Source organism: Nostoc sp. DedQUE12b, assembly GCF_034530835.1.
Classification (GTDB): domain Bacteria; phylum Cyanobacteriota; class Cyanobacteriia; order Cyanobacteriales; family Nostocaceae; genus Nostoc.
Genome location: NZ_JAVRCI010000011.1, coordinates 57723 through 73716, shown reverse-complemented (window position 1 = coordinate 73716; position 15994 = coordinate 57723). Strand labels below are relative to the sequence as shown.

General features: G+C 44.4%; 14 protein-coding genes. All 14 read right to left on the bottom strand.

The features are described 5' to 3' along the window. Window positions 1-857: 857 nt before the first annotated feature. The 14 genes from RMY16_RS08210 to RMY16_RS08145 all read right to left on the bottom strand — a co-directional run bounded on the left by RMY16_RS08210 (window position 858) and on the right by RMY16_RS08145 (window position 15943). The gene (locus RMY16_RS08210; RefSeq protein WP_322735964.1) at window positions 858-1607 is read right to left on the bottom strand and encodes a hypothetical protein; all 750 of its coding nucleotides are present in this window, start codon (window positions 1605-1607) and stop codon (window positions 858-860) included. Between the two features lie 363 nt (window positions 1608-1970). Further along, window positions 1971-2366, bottom strand: a complete 396-nt coding sequence (locus tag RMY16_RS08205) for a hypothetical protein (RefSeq protein ID WP_322665752.1) — start codon at window positions 2364-2366, stop codon at window positions 1971-1973. A gap of 102 nt (window positions 2367-2468) precedes the next feature. Then, window positions 2469-2861 (bottom strand): hypothetical protein, encoded by a 393-nt coding sequence (locus RMY16_RS08200; protein ID WP_322735963.1) that lies wholly within the window; start codon window positions 2859-2861, stop codon window positions 2469-2471. A 609-nt stretch (window positions 2862-3470) separates the two neighbouring features. Then, entirely contained in the window at window positions 3471-4649 is a 1179-nt protein-coding gene (locus RMY16_RS08195; RefSeq protein ID WP_322735962.1) for an ABC transporter permease, read from the bottom strand. 244 nt (window positions 4650-4893) lie between these two features. Further along, window positions 4894-6141, bottom strand: coding sequence for an efflux RND transporter periplasmic adaptor subunit (locus RMY16_RS08190; RefSeq protein WP_322735961.1), 1248 nt, complete (start codon window positions 6139-6141; stop codon window positions 4894-4896). Between the two features lie 81 nt (window positions 6142-6222). Next, a complete protein-coding gene (locus RMY16_RS08185) occupies window positions 6223-7470 on the bottom strand; it encodes a glycosyltransferase family A protein (protein ID WP_322735960.1) in 1248 nt (415 codons plus the stop codon). 27 nt (window positions 7471-7497) lie between these two features. Next, complete coding sequence (locus RMY16_RS08180) at window positions 7498-8628, bottom strand: glycosyltransferase family 2 protein (protein WP_322735958.1); 1131 nt, start codon at window positions 8626-8628, stop codon at window positions 7498-7500. After that, window positions 8613-9800, bottom strand: a complete 1188-nt coding sequence (locus tag RMY16_RS08175) for a glycosyltransferase (protein ID WP_322735957.1) — start codon at window positions 9798-9800, stop codon at window positions 8613-8615. Before RMY16_RS08175 ends, RMY16_RS08180 begins: the two co-directional genes overlap by 16 nt. A 24-nt stretch (window positions 9801-9824) precedes the next feature. After that, window positions 9825-10964, bottom strand: coding sequence for a glycosyltransferase family 1 protein (locus tag RMY16_RS08170; RefSeq protein WP_322735956.1), 1140 nt, complete (start codon window positions 10962-10964; stop codon window positions 9825-9827). Then, window positions 10961-12301 (bottom strand): glycosyltransferase family 2 protein, encoded by a 1341-nt coding sequence (locus tag RMY16_RS08165; protein WP_322735955.1) that lies wholly within the window; start codon window positions 12299-12301, stop codon window positions 10961-10963. The genes RMY16_RS08170 and RMY16_RS08165 overlap by 4 nt, the downstream gene beginning before the upstream one ends. Before the next feature lie 76 nt (window positions 12302-12377). Then, window positions 12378-13571 carry a hypothetical protein gene (locus tag RMY16_RS08160; RefSeq protein ID WP_322735954.1) on the bottom strand — a complete coding sequence of 398 codons (1194 nt, stop codon included), beginning with the start codon at window positions 13569-13571 and terminating at the stop codon, window positions 12378-12380. Between the two features lie 2 nt (window positions 13572-13573). Then, window positions 13574-14755 carry a hypothetical protein gene (locus RMY16_RS08155; RefSeq protein ID WP_322735953.1) on the bottom strand — a complete coding sequence of 394 codons (1182 nt, stop codon included), beginning with the start codon at window positions 14753-14755 and terminating at the stop codon, window positions 13574-13576. Next, window positions 14745-15344 carry an acyltransferase gene (locus tag RMY16_RS08150; RefSeq protein ID WP_322735952.1) on the bottom strand — a complete coding sequence of 200 codons (600 nt, stop codon included), beginning with the start codon at window positions 15342-15344 and terminating at the stop codon, window positions 14745-14747. Before RMY16_RS08150 ends, RMY16_RS08155 begins: the two co-directional genes overlap by 11 nt. Then, entirely contained in the window at window positions 15344-15943 is a 600-nt protein-coding gene (locus RMY16_RS08145) for an acyltransferase (RefSeq protein ID WP_322735951.1), read from the bottom strand. Before RMY16_RS08145 ends, RMY16_RS08150 begins: the two co-directional genes overlap by 1 nt. Window positions 15944-15994: the final 51 nt, after the last annotated feature.

The following is a 15994-nucleotide window of genomic DNA, read 5'->3' as shown; positions in this document are numbered from 1 at the left end:
GTTAAGACTCGGAAGTTCAATCGACGGTTAGAAACTGCATCTACACAGACTAAACCCGCCCACGCGGGTTTAAAAAAGCTTTATTTTCTATTAGCTTATATCATGTCCGAGTAATTAGCTGTTAGAGGATGTTTGAAAAGTCGTGATTGATGTATCAAATATTTTTTACCCCTCCCTAACCCTCCCCGTATGTATTGGGGAGGGAACCGGATTTTTCTTGTTTCCCCCCTTTACAAGGGGGGACTAAGGGGGGTGCTTTCATACGAAAAAAGAAAAATACATAAGTCTTGATTTCTCGTTTTGTGGTATAGCTTTTTCCCTCACTTCCATTCCTCTCCCCCACGGGGGGAGAGGCTTTGAAACCCAGTTTGAGTTTTTCTCTGCTTGTATGAAACCACCCTGCTTTACAAGGGGGGACTAAGGGGGTAACAACGCAATTAAAATCACAGTCAAACACTTTTCAAACAACCTCTAAAAGAGATAGTTCGGTTAAGAAGATTTGGAGGTGGGGTTGAGAAACGAAACCCAACATTTTCGGTGCTTTGTTGGGTAACACTTCGTTTAACCCAACCTCCAATTATCCTTAACTGAACTGTATTGATTAATAGCCAAGTTTTTTGTCCTTGAATTTGCCAGGGTTTTTGTCAATTCTTAAACAACTGGAAACAATAGACTTCTTGCAAAAGTCGGGGTAAAGGGGAAGGTGGGGCCCCCCTGAGGATAAGGGGCAGGGGAAAAGGCTAAAAAAAGTCAAAATCCTTTCCCTTTAACCTTTTCCCTTTTCCCTAAGAGTGCAAAAATATATTTTTGCAAGAGGTCTAATATGTTTCCTCAATTTAATAGCTGAATTTTCCCTTTTAGCTACAAGTATCAGCTGAAGCTGAGGTCATCGTTCTTAAATCGCCTGTAAATGCGGCTGTGTATTCATAAGGTGATGCACCATAGCAATTCATGGAATTTGTATAGGTGTTACGGGGAGTCCACCATGACGTTGCTTTCACAGTCAAATTTGCGCCATTCCATGACAGAGAATTGACAAGTAAAGAGTTAGTTTGGCCATTATCAAACTTTTTAGAAGAGAAAAATGTGGCATAATCAACCTGGCCATTAGCTGGATTAATCCGGGCTATAACTGCGGCTTGTGGCCCGCCTCCATAACCATAGCTAGGCAACCACCGACCACTGGCAAAACGCCTAAAATCATTACCTGTCTGACTGCCTGTGGAAGAGTAAACGCCATATAAAACATCACTTCCATTCCAATACAATCCGTAACCTGTACCATCGTCACCTGTTGTCTCGTAATCATTACGACACCATGCTTTTATCCCATTATTAAAGCGGATAGTTACAGGGTTTTTGTTATTAGAGAATTGCTGATAACCAATGTAAATTCTTGCTGTTCCATTAACTACTTTGGGGCCATTTTTAGCTGCGATTGTCGCTTCACTGTCATTGCAACTGAATGTCACAGATTCACCGATCGATGTATTTATAGTTTCGGCTAAAACTGGAGCAGTTTTTTGTGTGAGAACTAAGTCACCTACTAAAATTACAGACAAAGAAATGCCCGCAAAATACTTTTGTAATTTGCCAGAATAAGTCATGTTATGAATCTGCCGAGACAAGGAACGGAAAACACCGTACCACTATAAACTCTAATCAGTATTTATACAAGTAAATAGCTTGAAAACACTACCCTGCAACACTCTCAGCAGTCTAAAACCTTAGACAAAGCTACAAAATCCCCGATCTAATATGCATGACGATGCATGATAGTAGCTGTATATAATTGTTGTTTATCAAAGAGCATTGGTAAACATAAAAAATTGCAATAGGTTATGGTAAACCATAAACAATTGCAGTATTTTAGAAAATAATTTTAATTAGCAAACTAGCCTTTGAGCGTGCCCTACATACCTGACAAGAAGATTTATTTACCTTTATCCGATGCTTTTATCCAGGCTGTATTAGGTAGTTTTAGGATTTTCATCTGATGCTTCTCCAGCAGCAGCTTTTAAGCGGCTCAATCTGCTTTTTCGAACCCGTTCACTGTCGCGAACCCCACCCGCCATTTCATATTCGCTGCTATCTTTGCCATATTTAAAAGCAACCCCTCTTACCATCTTGTCTGTAAGATTACTTAGGGTTTTTTCCATCGCATCAATTTGAGTTTTGGAAGAATCAATTACAGTTAAAGCAGTGTTATAAGTATTAAGCATAGTTCTTAACTGCTCAATTGCTTGACTTAAGTTTTGCAAATTGCAATCATTATCAAAACTCATATTTGAATCAATTGCTTTTAGTCCAGCGGATCTCAACTCAGCTTTTTCGAGAACACGGGATGTACGTTTTTTACGAGACATCAATATATTCCTTAGAGAGGTTTCTAAAGCTACTTTGCCTTACTAAAGCTGTTTTTTGGTTCAGTAAAATTAGTGAAAAGTTATATTTGTTAAAAAAACAAACTAATATAAGTAATTTCTCTTGATTTTTAGTTTGTACCTGTTTTTCTTTGCAATTGCTTTAATCTCGATGAGAAACATTGCAATGTTGATGAGGAACATTGCAATGTTGATGAAGAACATTGTAATGTTGATGAGAAACATTGCAATGTTGATGAGAAACATTGCAATGTTGATGAAGAACATTGCAATGTTGATGAGGAACATTGTAATGTTGATGAGAAACATTGCAATGTTGATGAGGAATATTGCAATAGACTTCTGGGCATTTGTCGGGAAAAGGGTAAGGGGGAAGGGGAAAAGGTTCTGTATTGTCCCCTTCCCCTTTAACATGAACCCCTTTTTCCCCCTCTTGCAAAAGTGCTTTTTGCAAGAGACTCCATGAGCTGCGCTCACAAGGAACAATGAAAATGCTCTTGGAACGATTTTGCGTTGTTTCAGCCTCTATTTTCAAGGCAGGTCTAATGTTTATGCGAATAATATCATGTCCGCCAAATTACCCATAATAAAAGAACCCCACCCCCAACCCCTCCCCGCAGGCGGGGAGGGGAGACAAAGCACAGCTTTGGCGGGGTGGGGTTCTTCGGATTTAATAAGCAATCAAGCGGACATGATATAACAACCGACATTAGCGGTTCCCATTCAGATGCGGTATAACATCATATCGCGTGGTGTAAGGCACGGCACTGCCCATTGGTGTTAACTTAAGCCGAAACTCCTTTAAAGCCTCGTTTCTAGCCTCTGGCTGGAAATGCTGCTCCTGGCGGCTCTGCCGCCAGCAAGAGAGGCGGAGCCTCAAGGACGAGCATTCCCAGTCGGAGACTGGGAACGAGGCCCAAATTGTGATTAATCGATACCAGAGATGCCTACAGCAATGCATACTTCATCTAATCGAAAATTGTTGTCAGTACTTTTTAAGTAGATGAAGTACAAAGTGCAAAACTTATACATCAGACATAAAAAGTTTCTGCCTCCTGCCTCTTTGTACTTCATGTAGAAAGAAACTTATGAGCGCAAGGCTTTTACTGGATCGATCTGGCTAGCCCGCACGGCGGGAAGCAAACTAGCTCCCACCCCCACCAGTAGCGCTGAACCCACAGCCAACACTGCAATTTTGCTATCAAATTTATAGGGTAAGCTAAAGGTATCAGTAATTACAACAGTCAATCCATGCACTACTCCCAGAGCCGCTGTTCCTCCTATTAAACTTAAAAGCATCGCCTCTAGAATAAATTGCAGCATGATTTCGCGTTGGGTTGCACCTATGGCCCGTCTTAAACCTATTTCAGCGGTTCGTTCATTTACCGAGGCAATCATAATATTCGCAATCCCAACACCGCCAACTAACAGCGCGATCGCTCCTACTGCTGTTAGACCTTGAGAAGCCATCTCTAGAGTTTTCTGCTGCTGTATAATATCTGATACATTATTCCAAAATTTAAATTTGTACCCTGGAAATCTTTGTAACAGTAACTTCTCTGCTTGCTGGCCTAACTCTTCAATATCTTCAAGTGAATAAGGGCGCATTTGGATGCTCCCAATGTCGCGGCTACCAGTCAAAGCGTTGTAAATAGACATCGGCACATACAGTTGACCCGCCGGGGGTGCATTTTCATTTAAACTAGTTTCTACCACCCCGATGACAATATAGGGTCTGTCCCCAGCATAAATCAGCTGACCTACAGGTTCTTGCTTTTGAAAAAGTTGTTCTGCCAGCAATTGATCGATTACTATTACCGCGCGGTAGTTGGCAAAATCTTCAGAAGTGAAAAACCGTCCTGACACCAATGATTTCCCTGAAGTCAACAAAAAATCTTGGGAAACAGGTGACAAGGTTGGAGTAAATTCCTTATCCCGAAATATAGTTGGCGTAGAACCACCCCAATTAAAAGAACTGATCGCCTGCAAGCCCACCATTCGCTGTCGTAAGAATTCCATATCTTCCAACTTGAGTTGAGTGGCTTGACCACCAGAATCCCAATTTGGATAAACTGAAACTTGAGGCGCGCCTCGTTTTTTTAATTGTTGAGCGATCGCATCTCGGCTAATATTACCAACCTGAAGTGTAGCGCTGACAGCAGCCACACCCATAAATACCCCCAGAGTAGTCAGAGCAGAACGCAAGGGGTTTCTACCTAAAGAGTGAAAGGTAATATTTAATAAGTCAAAAGCTGAAAGAGCCATAATAGTCGCTTTGCTCTAGCTTGGGGATTGGGGGCAGAGGAGAAAGAATGTCAACGCTTCATTAACCAAAGTGAGGGGTTACTAATCATATTTACCAAACTACCTAAGAGGATGTTTGAAAAGTCGTGAATGATGTATCAAATATTTTTTACCCCTCCCTAACCCTCCCCGTATGTATTGGGGAGGGGACTGGATTTTCTGGTTTCCCCCCAATGCATCGGGGGGATTAAGGGGGGTGATTAAGCTAGCTCCCTTTCTCCCCTGCCTTAACTGGCGTTCCTGGTTTGAGTTCCGACTCAACGGGCGGCAGTATAACCTGTTCGTCGGCGTGCAAACCAGAGGTTACTTCTACGCCCATTAACCCCTCTAATCCCAGATTAATGGTGCGTTTTTGGGCTTGATTTTGGCTATCTAGAACCCATACAAAGGGGCGTGCTTGCGATCGCACAATTGCGTCTGTCTTCAAAACTACTACGTTCTGCCGTTGCTGCAACACAACCTCAACATTTACCCTGCTACCAGGGAGCAGTGTGCGAGTCGGGCTATCAAGCTCAACCGTTGCGGGTACTGTTGATTGCTCTGATTGTTTTGAACTGCTACCATCTTGTTTTTGGGCTTCCGGGCTGAGTGCTTGAGGATACAAGCTTTGCACGCGTCCAGAGAATTTCTTGGCATTAGGCCCGATCGCATTAATACGGGCAAGTTGGTTAACCCGAACTTGAGCAGCGTTGAGGGTAGAAAGCTGGAGTTTCACCAGGACTTTTCTAGGATCGCCCAAAGTGAGCAGATTAGTACGCAACTCGACCCCATCACCGTTTTCTACACTCACACCCAAGACTACGCCATTCAATGGTGCAGTTACAATATTATCCTGGAGTTGCTGTTGAATAAGTTGGCGCTCCAATTGCAAAGTCTGAATTTTGAGGGCGGTTGTACGTGCCTCTGCTTGACTATCTCGCAGACTAGCGCGAGCAACGCGTACTGCATCTTCTTGCGTTTTGGCTTGTTCTTGGGCAATAGCTCCTTCTCGCACCAGAGGAGCAAGCCTCTGGAGTTGTCGTTCCTCGGCTGTTAATCGTTCTTGGTCTTCAATAATTTTCTGGCGACTACGTGCTAGGTTGATTTGCTCTTGCTGGATTTGCAACTGCTGATTGGTAAGAGCAATTTTTCGCTCAGGGTAGCGCAGAGTCAGCAGCACTTGACCAAGTTTTACCCTCTCACCAGGTTTTACCATGACTCGTTCGACTGCACCCTCTTTTGGGGACTTCAAGATTCGCTGTTCTCGTAACTCAACAGTACCGCTCTCATTGATTGTGGTTTCAACATTACCTCGCTCCACAGTTAGCAAGCGTACTGCTACTGGTTCAGGAGGTTGGTTCAAAGCTAAGAAGTAGGTCAGCCAACCGCCAGCGCTAGCTAAAGCCAAAACTCCTGACCAGGCTAGCCATCGACTTGGGATATTAAATTTACCTTTTTCATATTTCCAGTTCATGACAACTCGATCCAGTGAGTTTGCAGTTAATTACAAGCGATCGCAAAGTAGATGGGCAGGGGGGTAGGAGGGAAGAGGGTTTTATTCTGGCGACATAATTAACGTTGGAGAATCTCCCAGACAGAGATCGAAGACGACGAGGCGACTGTTGTCTAAAACGCGGCGGAAATTTGAACTGAGATAATTTCGGAGACCAGAGTAATAATCAAGCCACCAGAAGGCCGGCCAGGCAATAATCATAAAACTTGCTCCTGCTTGACGCATTCGTTCAAGTTCTTGGATCGCCATCTCGTCATCCAGTGGCGCTCCCCAGTACTGACCTTCATGTTCTAAAAAGGGTAGAGCATCTAATTCCGCCAGAATCTCGCAGCCCCATTGATTTTCATCGACCAAAATCAAACGCTTCCCGGCAGGAATCACAGATGCAATTTCCCGCATCGCAATCTGTAGCCGCTCTGACCAACTCAAATTAAGTTCAGGTATCAGTTCAGATGTCAACTCACTACGGCGCACATTTATATACAACAGGCGCTCTGCTAGCCACTGACGATAAGATGCATCCTCTGCACGCGGTGACTGTAACAAATAAGCGATCGCATCAGTACGTTCTGCTACCACAGCCAGCGAACCTGTTCCCCCTGGAGAGTGGAAGCTAACCTGGGAATCCTGTTCGACGTGAAACCGGACTTGCGCTAACTCTTGAGCAATAAAGAAGATGTCGAATTGCGCCGCTATCCGCAAGTATAAGTTCAGGTCTAGCATATACTTAGAATGCGGAATGTCAAATGTGCCAACTACTGCAAGTGCATAAGCACGAAACATGACAGCTGAGGTACGCAAAATCCATTTTTGCCCATCAACAATTTGGTGAATGAACTCTAGCCCGTCGATTGCTCCTACTGGGAAGTTGTCGGAAAGTTCCGTCTTTGTTACATCCACTCGGACATTATAAATGTCAATAAACCCAGCTTGGGCAACCGAGAAACCAACATTTGGATGGTTATCTAATGCTAAGACAGATTCACGGATGAAGCTGGGTAGCAAAATATCATCGTCCGACAAGATACTGAGATAAGGGCTAGAATTTAGCTCAACAGCCAGCTGCCAATTGCCAAAGATGCCAATATTGGTTTCGTTGCGGACATAAGTGATTCGTGGATCTGCGAATGAGCGGACAACCGCCTCTATATCATCTTCAGAAGCATTATCCAATACAAGCACTTGGTAATCTCGATAGTCCTGTGCCAATGCACTCTCAAGGCTAGCTTTTAGTAATTCCGAGCGATTGTAAGTTGGGATTGCGATCGTAACTTTGCTTTCAGGTTGCATATCGTTTGGTAATAACGGCCAGGTAGTTCAAGCTAAAATCCGTAAATCAAAGACAACCAAGCGCTCATTTTCCAAAACACAACGAAACTTAGTACGCAAATAGCGAGCGAATTCAACATAGTAGTCAAGCCACCAGAAGGCAGGCCATCCAAATACGATGAAACTTGCGCCTGCACCGTGTAATCGCTCAAATTCTTGAATCGCGATCGCATCATTTGTTGGTGGGCCCCAATAGAGACGATTTTTTTCTAGAAAGGGGATTGACTGACTATTTTCAAGTAGTTGATGTTGCCCGAATTGATTCATATCAACTAAAATATATTCTTGTTCTCCAGGAATGAAGGATTCTAATTCTTGCCCCAAATCGACCATGCTTTGCAGAGATTGATGATAAGAACCTTTCCAGTGTTCAAAAGCATCATCGATTTGAATGCCCTGGTCTTGTAAATACTCGCGTAAGACTGCCACTTCATTGTGATAGTGGTTAAGTCGCCATTTGTAACTACGCTTGCTAGTGCCATTGCTGGCATGAATGCGATACAAAGCTTGATATTCAGGAATGCGCTTGATGCTGCCAGAGAAGGGAGCAAGAATTGCTAGGTAAGAATCGGCATTGAATCGATAGCGGCTTTCCGGCAAGGGCAAAATCTTTTCTAAGTAGCTGCGCGACCAAGCATTACCACTGGTAGGGGAGAAAATATGACCTTCTATACCGCCTTTAATCTGGGCATCACGCAAATCTCCCTCTGACAAAGGATCTTCGGGAATTAACTTTCCTAACAGCTTGCCATGAACGTCAACGGCAGACAGAGGCCAATGTACCTTAACTACATTTGGATCGTGCAGCAGTTCAACTGCTTTTCCAATCGCACTAGGTAGTAAAACATCATCTGCATCCAAGAAGCAGATCGTTTTACCTTGGCTAATCTCAAACCCGGAATTGAATGCGGAGCCTTGACCGCCATTCTCCTTTAACAGAGGGATAATGCGTTCTCCATAATCAGCAACAATCTGCCGTGAATTATCCGTTGAGCCATCATCAACCACAATTACTTCTGTCGACTGATAATCTTGATTTAAAGCACTTTCAATCGCTTCAGGCAGAAAATGCCCGTAGTTGTAGTTATTGATGATAATACTGGCTAGAGGTTTTTGCATAAGCGTAGGTCAAATATAATCACACAGTCATTTCGCAACACACAGGGGAATTTTTGACGTAAATAGTCATAAAATTCAACGTAGTAGTCCAGCCACCAAAAAGTGTGCCAAAGGAAAACGATCGCACTAGCACCTATTTGGTGCAGGCGATTAAATTCTCGGATAGCCGTTTCGTCGTCTGCTGGTTGCCCCCAATACTGCCCGTTGTGTTCCGTAAAGGGGATAGTCTGGAAACCTTTGATGATTTCGTTACCGTTCAGGATGTCCTCATCGACCAAAATAAATGATTCCTGCGGTGATATCAGAGTTTTGAGTTCTTCTCTAATTGCATGAAGCTGACCGATACGATTTCGCTCCATGACAAAATCTAAATCTGCGGTTACACGAACCAGATTCCACTTTTTTTGAATGCGATCGATCTCGCTAGCAGCTTGTTGAAGATCCCATCTTTGCCAAAAATAGTCGAGTTCATCTAGATGGGGGGGATAAGGATGCCAAAAATGAATAATAGATTTCGGCTCAAACACAATTGGAATTTTGGCATTATATAAAGCCAAACTAGAATCAATCCAATCTAGATAAATAACATCTCCATCAAAAGGATTAACTTTGTCAAAAACACTCCGGCGATAAAGCTGACAATGAGCTTCTCCAGACAACTTTATCGTCCGGCGATCGCAACCTTTATCGAGTTGAAGATCGCCTGTAGGTGGCAAGATTTCCCATTTGACTTCGTTGGCTGTTTGTACTAGCTGAACCTCACCCAAGCCTGGGTCCCAGTGAATTTTTGTCTCTCCTAAAGGCCCTTCAATAATGCGTGGGATTGCCACATCTGCGGGATGTTCTTCACAGGCAGCGATCAAATAGGATAACCAGCCCTTCTCAACCAGAACATCATTCTCGATAAAACACACAAAATCATCTTTGGCTTCTTGAATCACCAAGTTTTTTGCTTGGTTAGGCATTAGGTAATCATTCGCGTGAATGATCTTGACATTGCTGCGCCCTTGTAGCACCTCTTCGATTTGCTGCCAATATACCTTTGGGGTGTTGCCATCCACCACAATCAGGTTAAAAGGGATACAGGTGTAATCAAAAATTCGCTGCAAACATTCAGCAGCCAGAGAAAACTGTTCGCGAGGAGAAAAGCCGATAGTTACTGTTGAGGTCATAATATCTCCTAAACTGAATGGCAGTTAGTTCATTGCCGCCTCTAGCAGAGACGAAAGAACTTTATCTGAGTCAAAATATTCCTCTGCTAACCTCCGTGCTGCATACTGATGTCGCTCATAGTCAGCGTTGATGGCTTCTACACCTTTGATTACCTCCTGTTGGTCGCAAAAAGTTAAAATCCCTTCTCCGATGGGCAACCAATCGCTTAAACCTGTGTCTTGTACTAGAATTGGCTTACCGGAGGCGAGGTAACAAACGCTGCGATCGCTAAACCAGACGCCTTTGGTAGCAACATAACCCTGTTTTGCGACTCCAAACTCAGCGCGGGATGCTTGGACGAATTTCTGGTAAGATTCTGGTGTAAAGGATGCCAGCCATCCGGGAATTACCTCCCAGCCCGACTGCGATAGTTCATTAGGAAAGCCGCCGCTTAAGGCAATCCGAAACTGCTGTTTGGTAAGTTGTGGTATATCAATAAACTTTAAAAACTCTTTATCCTTGTTACCGTAAGTGACTCCTTCGTAGACCACCTCGCGATAACTTTGCCACTGCATAATCGAACTGAAGTGGGTGGAGTTATCGTTTTGAGTCACTGGCCAGTAAGGCAGTGCTACAAGAGGTAATGTCTTGAGCCAATGCTTACCGTTTGTGGGGATACGACAGTCTTGGGCATCAATGCGTTGTCCAATCGTGAACAAGCGATCGCAATGTTCAATTGTCTGTACTAATTCTCCATGACCGCAAGCAATGTTAATCTGAGTGAAACCGGGATCGGCATCAATATAAATGCGGCGCTGCGGCAATCCATATTCCTCTCTCCAGAGAGAAACTGGCGAACCACGGACAATCATCAAATCAGCTTGGGAGCAGATGTCTTTAAACTCGTCAACCTGCATCCCGACAGAGCGATCGCCTGCGCGGTAGATCCATTTGTTTGCAAAGCCCAGCGGTTCCAGGCAGTTTCTTACATAATTGGTGGGATAGTCTAACTCGGTTGTAAATTCCTCAGTTTGCCATTTATAAACCCACGACTCTAAACCGCATTCTTCCAAATAGAAAATATCATGCCCAAGGGCACGCAGACCCAGAAGGTATTGTAGGTCAGACCAAGCGTTGCCGCCTATGGGAAATCGACCGATAGCACTAGCAAAAATTATAATCATCCGACTTCAACTTTTTCTAACTCGTTTTGAACTGTAAATTCCAGTTCGCGCTGGAGATTGAATACGACAAAATAATTGTTTTCTAGGATGCAGTCGAACTTTGTCCTCAAGTAGTCGTAAAACTGGGAATAATGATCGAACCACCAAAAGGAAGACCAAGCGAAAACAATAAAGCTGGCTCTCAATTGGCGCAACCGCTCTAGTTCCTGAATAGCAGTGCTGTCATCCGCAGGTAAACCCCAGTATTTTCCTTCGTGTTCTAGAAAAGGTATAGTTCTCCACTGGGAAAAAGTCTCTTTACCAAGTTTGTTCTCATCAACGAGAATAAAGGTTTCTTCTTTGGGGATAATGGTTTCCAATTGTTTTACCGATTGTCTAACTTGCTTTAGCCAGCGTGCTTCAGAGCTTTTGCTATAAGCTTTAGCAAGTTTTGAACCAATAACAGGTAAGTATTCAGTGGCAATAATCAAATCACGCACCAAATCTTGTTGATGATTTTTTATCCTGTTGGCTAGTTCACCGTAGCAAAGTAAGCGATCGCGCCAACTCAAAGGCGCTCGATTGATGCCTGCCATATATTCAGCAAACATCCTCCAAGAAGGGAAAATCAGCTTTCCAGCCATTTTGGGGTCGAACCAGACAATAGCCTTATGAGGTTGGCGATAATCAAAGGCACGCGATCCCCGCTGACTGTGGTCTCGACTGTAGAAGAGATACTCAGGAATCTGATAAAATCTTCCATGAAGACTTAATTCCGCAAGTAAAGGCAGATCGTGGGCCGGATAATTTCCCAGCAAAGGAGTTTTGTTTAAAACATCTGCTCGAATTAGCCCTGATATCGGATTAGATGACTGGAAAATTTCCTCGCTAATAAACTCTCGAAATCTTTTGTAAGGAATTGTTGAATTGATCTCTGCGTTAGATTTTAACTGTTTGAAAGGTTTTCCTTGAGCATTAATAGTGATTGTTCTGGCATGACACAAGATGATTGTCGGTTCTCGATCGAGAACTTTGACGCATTCGGCTAGAAAAGTAGGCGCACAGACATCATCGTGAGCGGCCCATTTGAAATATTCGCCAGTAGCCATTTGAAACACACGGTTAAAATTGTCGGCAGCTCCAAGGTTTTCTGAATTACGATAGTAACGAACTCGCCGATCTTGAGTTACATACGCCTGACAAATTGCTTCAGTGCAATCGGTCGAAGCGTTATCAGAGATGATTAATTCAAAATTTTCAAATGTTTGATTCAAGATAGAATCAATTGCCTCTTTAATAAAGTTTTCTCCGTTATAAACAGGAAGACCAATACTTACCTTTGGTGATTGAGTGTTCATTTTTGATTAATCTCTCATATTTATTTTAAATTTGTTAAATGTTTTGATTAGCTGATGATTTCTTCTTTATTGGCAGTCAGGGAAATGAAGATATATAAGGTATATTCGTGGTTAAAGCTGTCTCCAGTAGTCGAGGTAGCACCACTTTATAACTAAAGAATTGCTCGGCTAATTCCCTTGCTGCCTGACAGTGAGCCTGATAATTTCTATTGACGCGATCAATGCAATCTACCGCTTCTTCCAAAGATGAAAACGCCAACACACCTTGCCCCGTCGGTAGCCAATCGCTAAATCCAGTATCTTGTAAGATTGCGGGACGACCAGCGGCGAGATAACAAACACTGCGATCGCTAAACCAACCGCTACGGGTTTTGACATAAGCCTGTTTCGCCACGCTAAATTCTCCGCGTGAATTGATTAAATACGTTTGATAGGTTGATAAGTCTACGCTTACCGCTCCACCGCCTCGTATCAGCCATCCCTCTGTTAAAAATTGCGTTTGAATCTCCGAACTTGCCCCAGAAAGCGCCAGTTCCAAACGTTGTGCTGTATGGTTTGGCAGGTTCAGCAACCGCAAGAATTCTTCACTCTTTTGCCCGTAATACTCCCCTGCATAGGCGATCCCTCCATAAGCATTCCAGTTAGCAATTGTCGTGAAGGGAGCATCTGTAATACTTTCTACAATGGGTTGTTCGTTCACAGTCGCCCGTTTCTGCCAAATTTCAGGCACCACAGGCGGAACCGTAGGATGCCAATCAATTCCGCGCGTCGGAACCGTACAATCGGACTTACCAATATTGCCACCATAGCTAAAATACATCTGATATTCGTCCAAATCCTCGACCGCAAAGCGCCCGATCTGGGTAAAGAAAGGGTCTAGATCGATCAGAGTACGCCGATGACACAGACGAAACTCAGGCAACCAGCAAACCCCTCCAATATTCAGTAGCAGATCAGCCCCTTTTAGCATCTCCTTTAAGTCGTCCCAGGTTGCCCCCCAACTCTGGCCAGACTCGCGATTGACATAGCATATTGGGATTTGTAAATCGAATTTAGCCATCACGGCGTGAATAATCTCAAATCCTGGTAGTGGATCATCACTGTACTCCTGGCGCACGGGATTGTAACAGGATTGCGACCAGCCACTTTCTTCCAAATACAGCACGTCATGCCCCAGCCGTGCCAACCCCAGCAGATAGTGAAAGAAGACAAAGAGCATTCCTGCTACGGGATATCGAATCATATAGCCACAAACCACAATGCGTGCCATGCTTATAACCCTGCTCGCTCCATAAGACTGCCAATCACTTTCTCTGCGGCAAAGTACTCTGAGGCAATTTCGCGGGCTGCCCGACAATTGCCTTCGTAGTCGCTTTCGATCGCATCCACTGCTGCCAGAATATCTTCCATAGTGTTGAATGCAAACAATCCCTTACCTGTGGGCAGGAATTTGCTAAACCCTGTTTCTTGGGTAATCACAGGACGGCCTGCTGCCAAATAACAGGCAGAGCGATCGCTAAACCAGCCACTATGTAGTCGTGTGTATTGATCTTTCGCTACAGTAAATTCACCGCGCGATCGCTGGATATAACTGCGGTAAGAATTCAGATTTTGGGAGAGTTCCATTGAATCTACCTGACTCCAACTGTATTTTTGCAGCAGGTATCCCACATCCTGGCTGACATCAGCCGCCGCAATCTCAAATTGCACTGAGCGCTGCTGCGGCAGTTCGATAAATTTTTCAAACTCGCGTGCCTTGCGCCAGTAATAGGTTTCACCCTGATAGGTAATATCTTTACCTCCCTTGTTATCCCAAGTGGTAATGGTGTTGTAAGCGATGCCAGGCGTGTTATCTGAGGTATGCCACAAATCTGTTGCGATCGGTTGACGAGTCGGCAACCACTCAAAGCGGGAAGTTGGGACTCCACAATCAGGCGCGCCCAGATTTTCTCCAAAACTAAAGTGTGTATCATGGGCTTCCAGATCGGTAATTAAGGTTTTGTCTCCCTGAACAACCCGAATTTGAGATCCAACTGGATCAGATTCAACATAGATGCGGCGACGACAAGCTAAATGCTCCTCACGGATTTCTTGAGCGCCAGTTACATTCAAGAATGCGTCTGCTTCGCTATATAGCTTTAAGATTTGGGCTTCGCTCATCCCATAACACTCGCCCCCTGGATAGTGGCCGCGAAATCCCCAACGCTCTTTAAAGCCATAGTCCTCCAAAATTGGTGCGACTCGCTTAATGTTCTCGCTAGCGTCTGGAGATAGATCGTTGATTAGGGGGTTATAAATCCAGCGTCCTGAATCTTCGATGTAGTAGGGATCATAGCCGAGTTGACGCAGCCCAAGCATATAGTGGAGAAATTGATAAGTTACTCCTGCTAGGGGATACCAAAACAAAATCCCGAAGACAATAATTTTTCCCTTAGTAGGGGGTTCACAATTCATGCTTGCTACCTCCTGTCTCTAACTGGCGAACGATCCGAGCCGGATTGCCAGCCACAACGGTATACGGTGGAACATCCTCGCTAACAACAGATCGGGCACCAACGATCGCCCCTTCACCGATTGTCACTCCCGGCAAAATACAGGCATCAAATCCAATCCAGACGTTATCTTGAATCCAAATTGGTTGGGCTGGGACATCGGCGCTAAAGGATTGAGAAGGTTGACACGATGCTTGTTCTAAAATTTTTCGTCGCTTGCCAATGTCGAATGGTAAACGGTAAGTATCCATGAGGACGACTTGCCAGGAGATTAAAGCATAATTGCCAATCTTCAATTCGGCATCGCAGACGATGCGGGCACCATGAATCAATGCATATTCCCCTACCTTTACCTGAGCGTCGGAACCCAGGTCAAACATAGTATCTTTATATACAGCAGATCCTTTACCCAATCGTAGCCCTACTGGCAATTGGCTGCGGTAAAGTTTAAAGCTGAGACTAGTCTCAATATAAGTGTCGTCTCCTAAAACAACATTGTCGGGAATCGTTCCCGGATACCAGTCCCAAGGCAATGTTCGTGTGGCTTCCATTAGGCTTCTACCTCCCCAATCACCTGGGCTGGATTGCCCATCACCCTGCTACGTGGTGGTATATTCCGTGTCACCAATGCCCCAGCCTCAATCCAAGCTCCAGCACCGATGCGAACTCCTTTAAGGATCGTGACATTAGGGCCAACCCAAACATCATCCTCAATGATCACCGCCTGGCACATCACAGGAGGGCGGAGCCGTCCTTTTCCCAGAGGAGAGCAGGCGATCGCATCTGCAATTCTTTCTGCCGGCGCGATCGGATGAAAGTCAGTGTCAGCGGTCGTGGTATTCCATCCCAAAACCACATAGTTGCCGATGCAAATTTCCTGTTCGCAAAGCAGGATAACACTAGTCAAATAGCAATAGTTTCCAATTTCAACCCTAGCAGTTTCGCCCAGCGCCAAGTGGACATAATCCAATGTGCAGTTTTCTCCAACCAGCAGCGCGGGATTGACGCGGCTCTGAAAGCGAGCAAAACAGCGCTGATCGTGATTGATAACACTGTTGAGTCCCACCTGGACATTGGGTGGAAGAGCTATTGTCTGGCGATCGCATGGCTGGTTATTTAAATCATTCACAATTTCAGGGGAGCGCTGCATATAGGCATGGCGAATTTGTCATCGGCATTGAGAACTAGAACTATGGGGGAT

What these genes read in the sequence shown, in the direction of transcription:
- RMY16_RS08210 (WP_322735964.1), bottom strand. Translation starts at nt 1,607, where the DNA reads ATGACTTATTCTGGCAAATTACAAAAGTATTTTGCGGGCATTTCTTTG.
- RMY16_RS08205 (WP_322665752.1), bottom strand. Translation starts at nt 2,366, where the DNA reads ATGTCTCGTAAAAAACGTACATCCCGTGTTCTCGAAAAAGCTGAGTTG.
- RMY16_RS08195 (WP_322735962.1), bottom strand. Translation starts at nt 4,649, where the DNA reads ATGGCTCTTTCAGCTTTTGACTTATTAAATATTACCTTTCACTCTTTA.
- RMY16_RS08190 (WP_322735961.1), bottom strand. Translation starts at nt 6,141, where the DNA reads ATGAACTGGAAATATGAAAAAGGTAAATTTAATATCCCAAGTCGATGG.
- RMY16_RS08185 (WP_322735960.1), bottom strand. Translation starts at nt 7,470, where the DNA reads ATGCAACCTGAAAGCAAAGTTACGATCGCAATCCCAACTTACAATCGC.
- RMY16_RS08180 (WP_322735958.1), bottom strand. Translation starts at nt 8,628, where the DNA reads ATGCAAAAACCTCTAGCCAGTATTATCATCAATAACTACAACTACGGG.
- RMY16_RS08175 (WP_322735957.1), bottom strand. Translation starts at nt 9,800, where the DNA reads ATGACCTCAACAGTAACTATCGGCTTTTCTCCTCGCGAACAGTTTTCT.
- RMY16_RS08170 (WP_322735956.1), bottom strand. Translation starts at nt 10,964, where the DNA reads ATGATTATAATTTTTGCTAGTGCTATCGGTCGATTTCCCATAGGCGGC.
- RMY16_RS08165 (WP_322735955.1), bottom strand. Translation starts at nt 12,301, where the DNA reads ATGAACACTCAATCACCAAAGGTAAGTATTGGTCTTCCTGTTTATAAC.
- RMY16_RS08160 (WP_322735954.1), bottom strand. Translation starts at nt 13,571, where the DNA reads ATGGCACGCATTGTGGTTTGTGGCTATATGATTCGATATCCCGTAGCA.
- RMY16_RS08155 (WP_322735953.1), bottom strand. Translation starts at nt 14,755, where the DNA reads ATGAATTGTGAACCCCCTACTAAGGGAAAAATTATTGTCTTCGGGATT.
- RMY16_RS08150 (WP_322735952.1), bottom strand. Translation starts at nt 15,344, where the DNA reads ATGGAAGCCACACGAACATTGCCTTGGGACTGGTATCCGGGAACGATT.
- RMY16_RS08145 (WP_322735951.1), bottom strand. Translation starts at nt 15,943, where the DNA reads ATGCAGCGCTCCCCTGAAATTGTGAATGATTTAAATAACCAGCCATGC.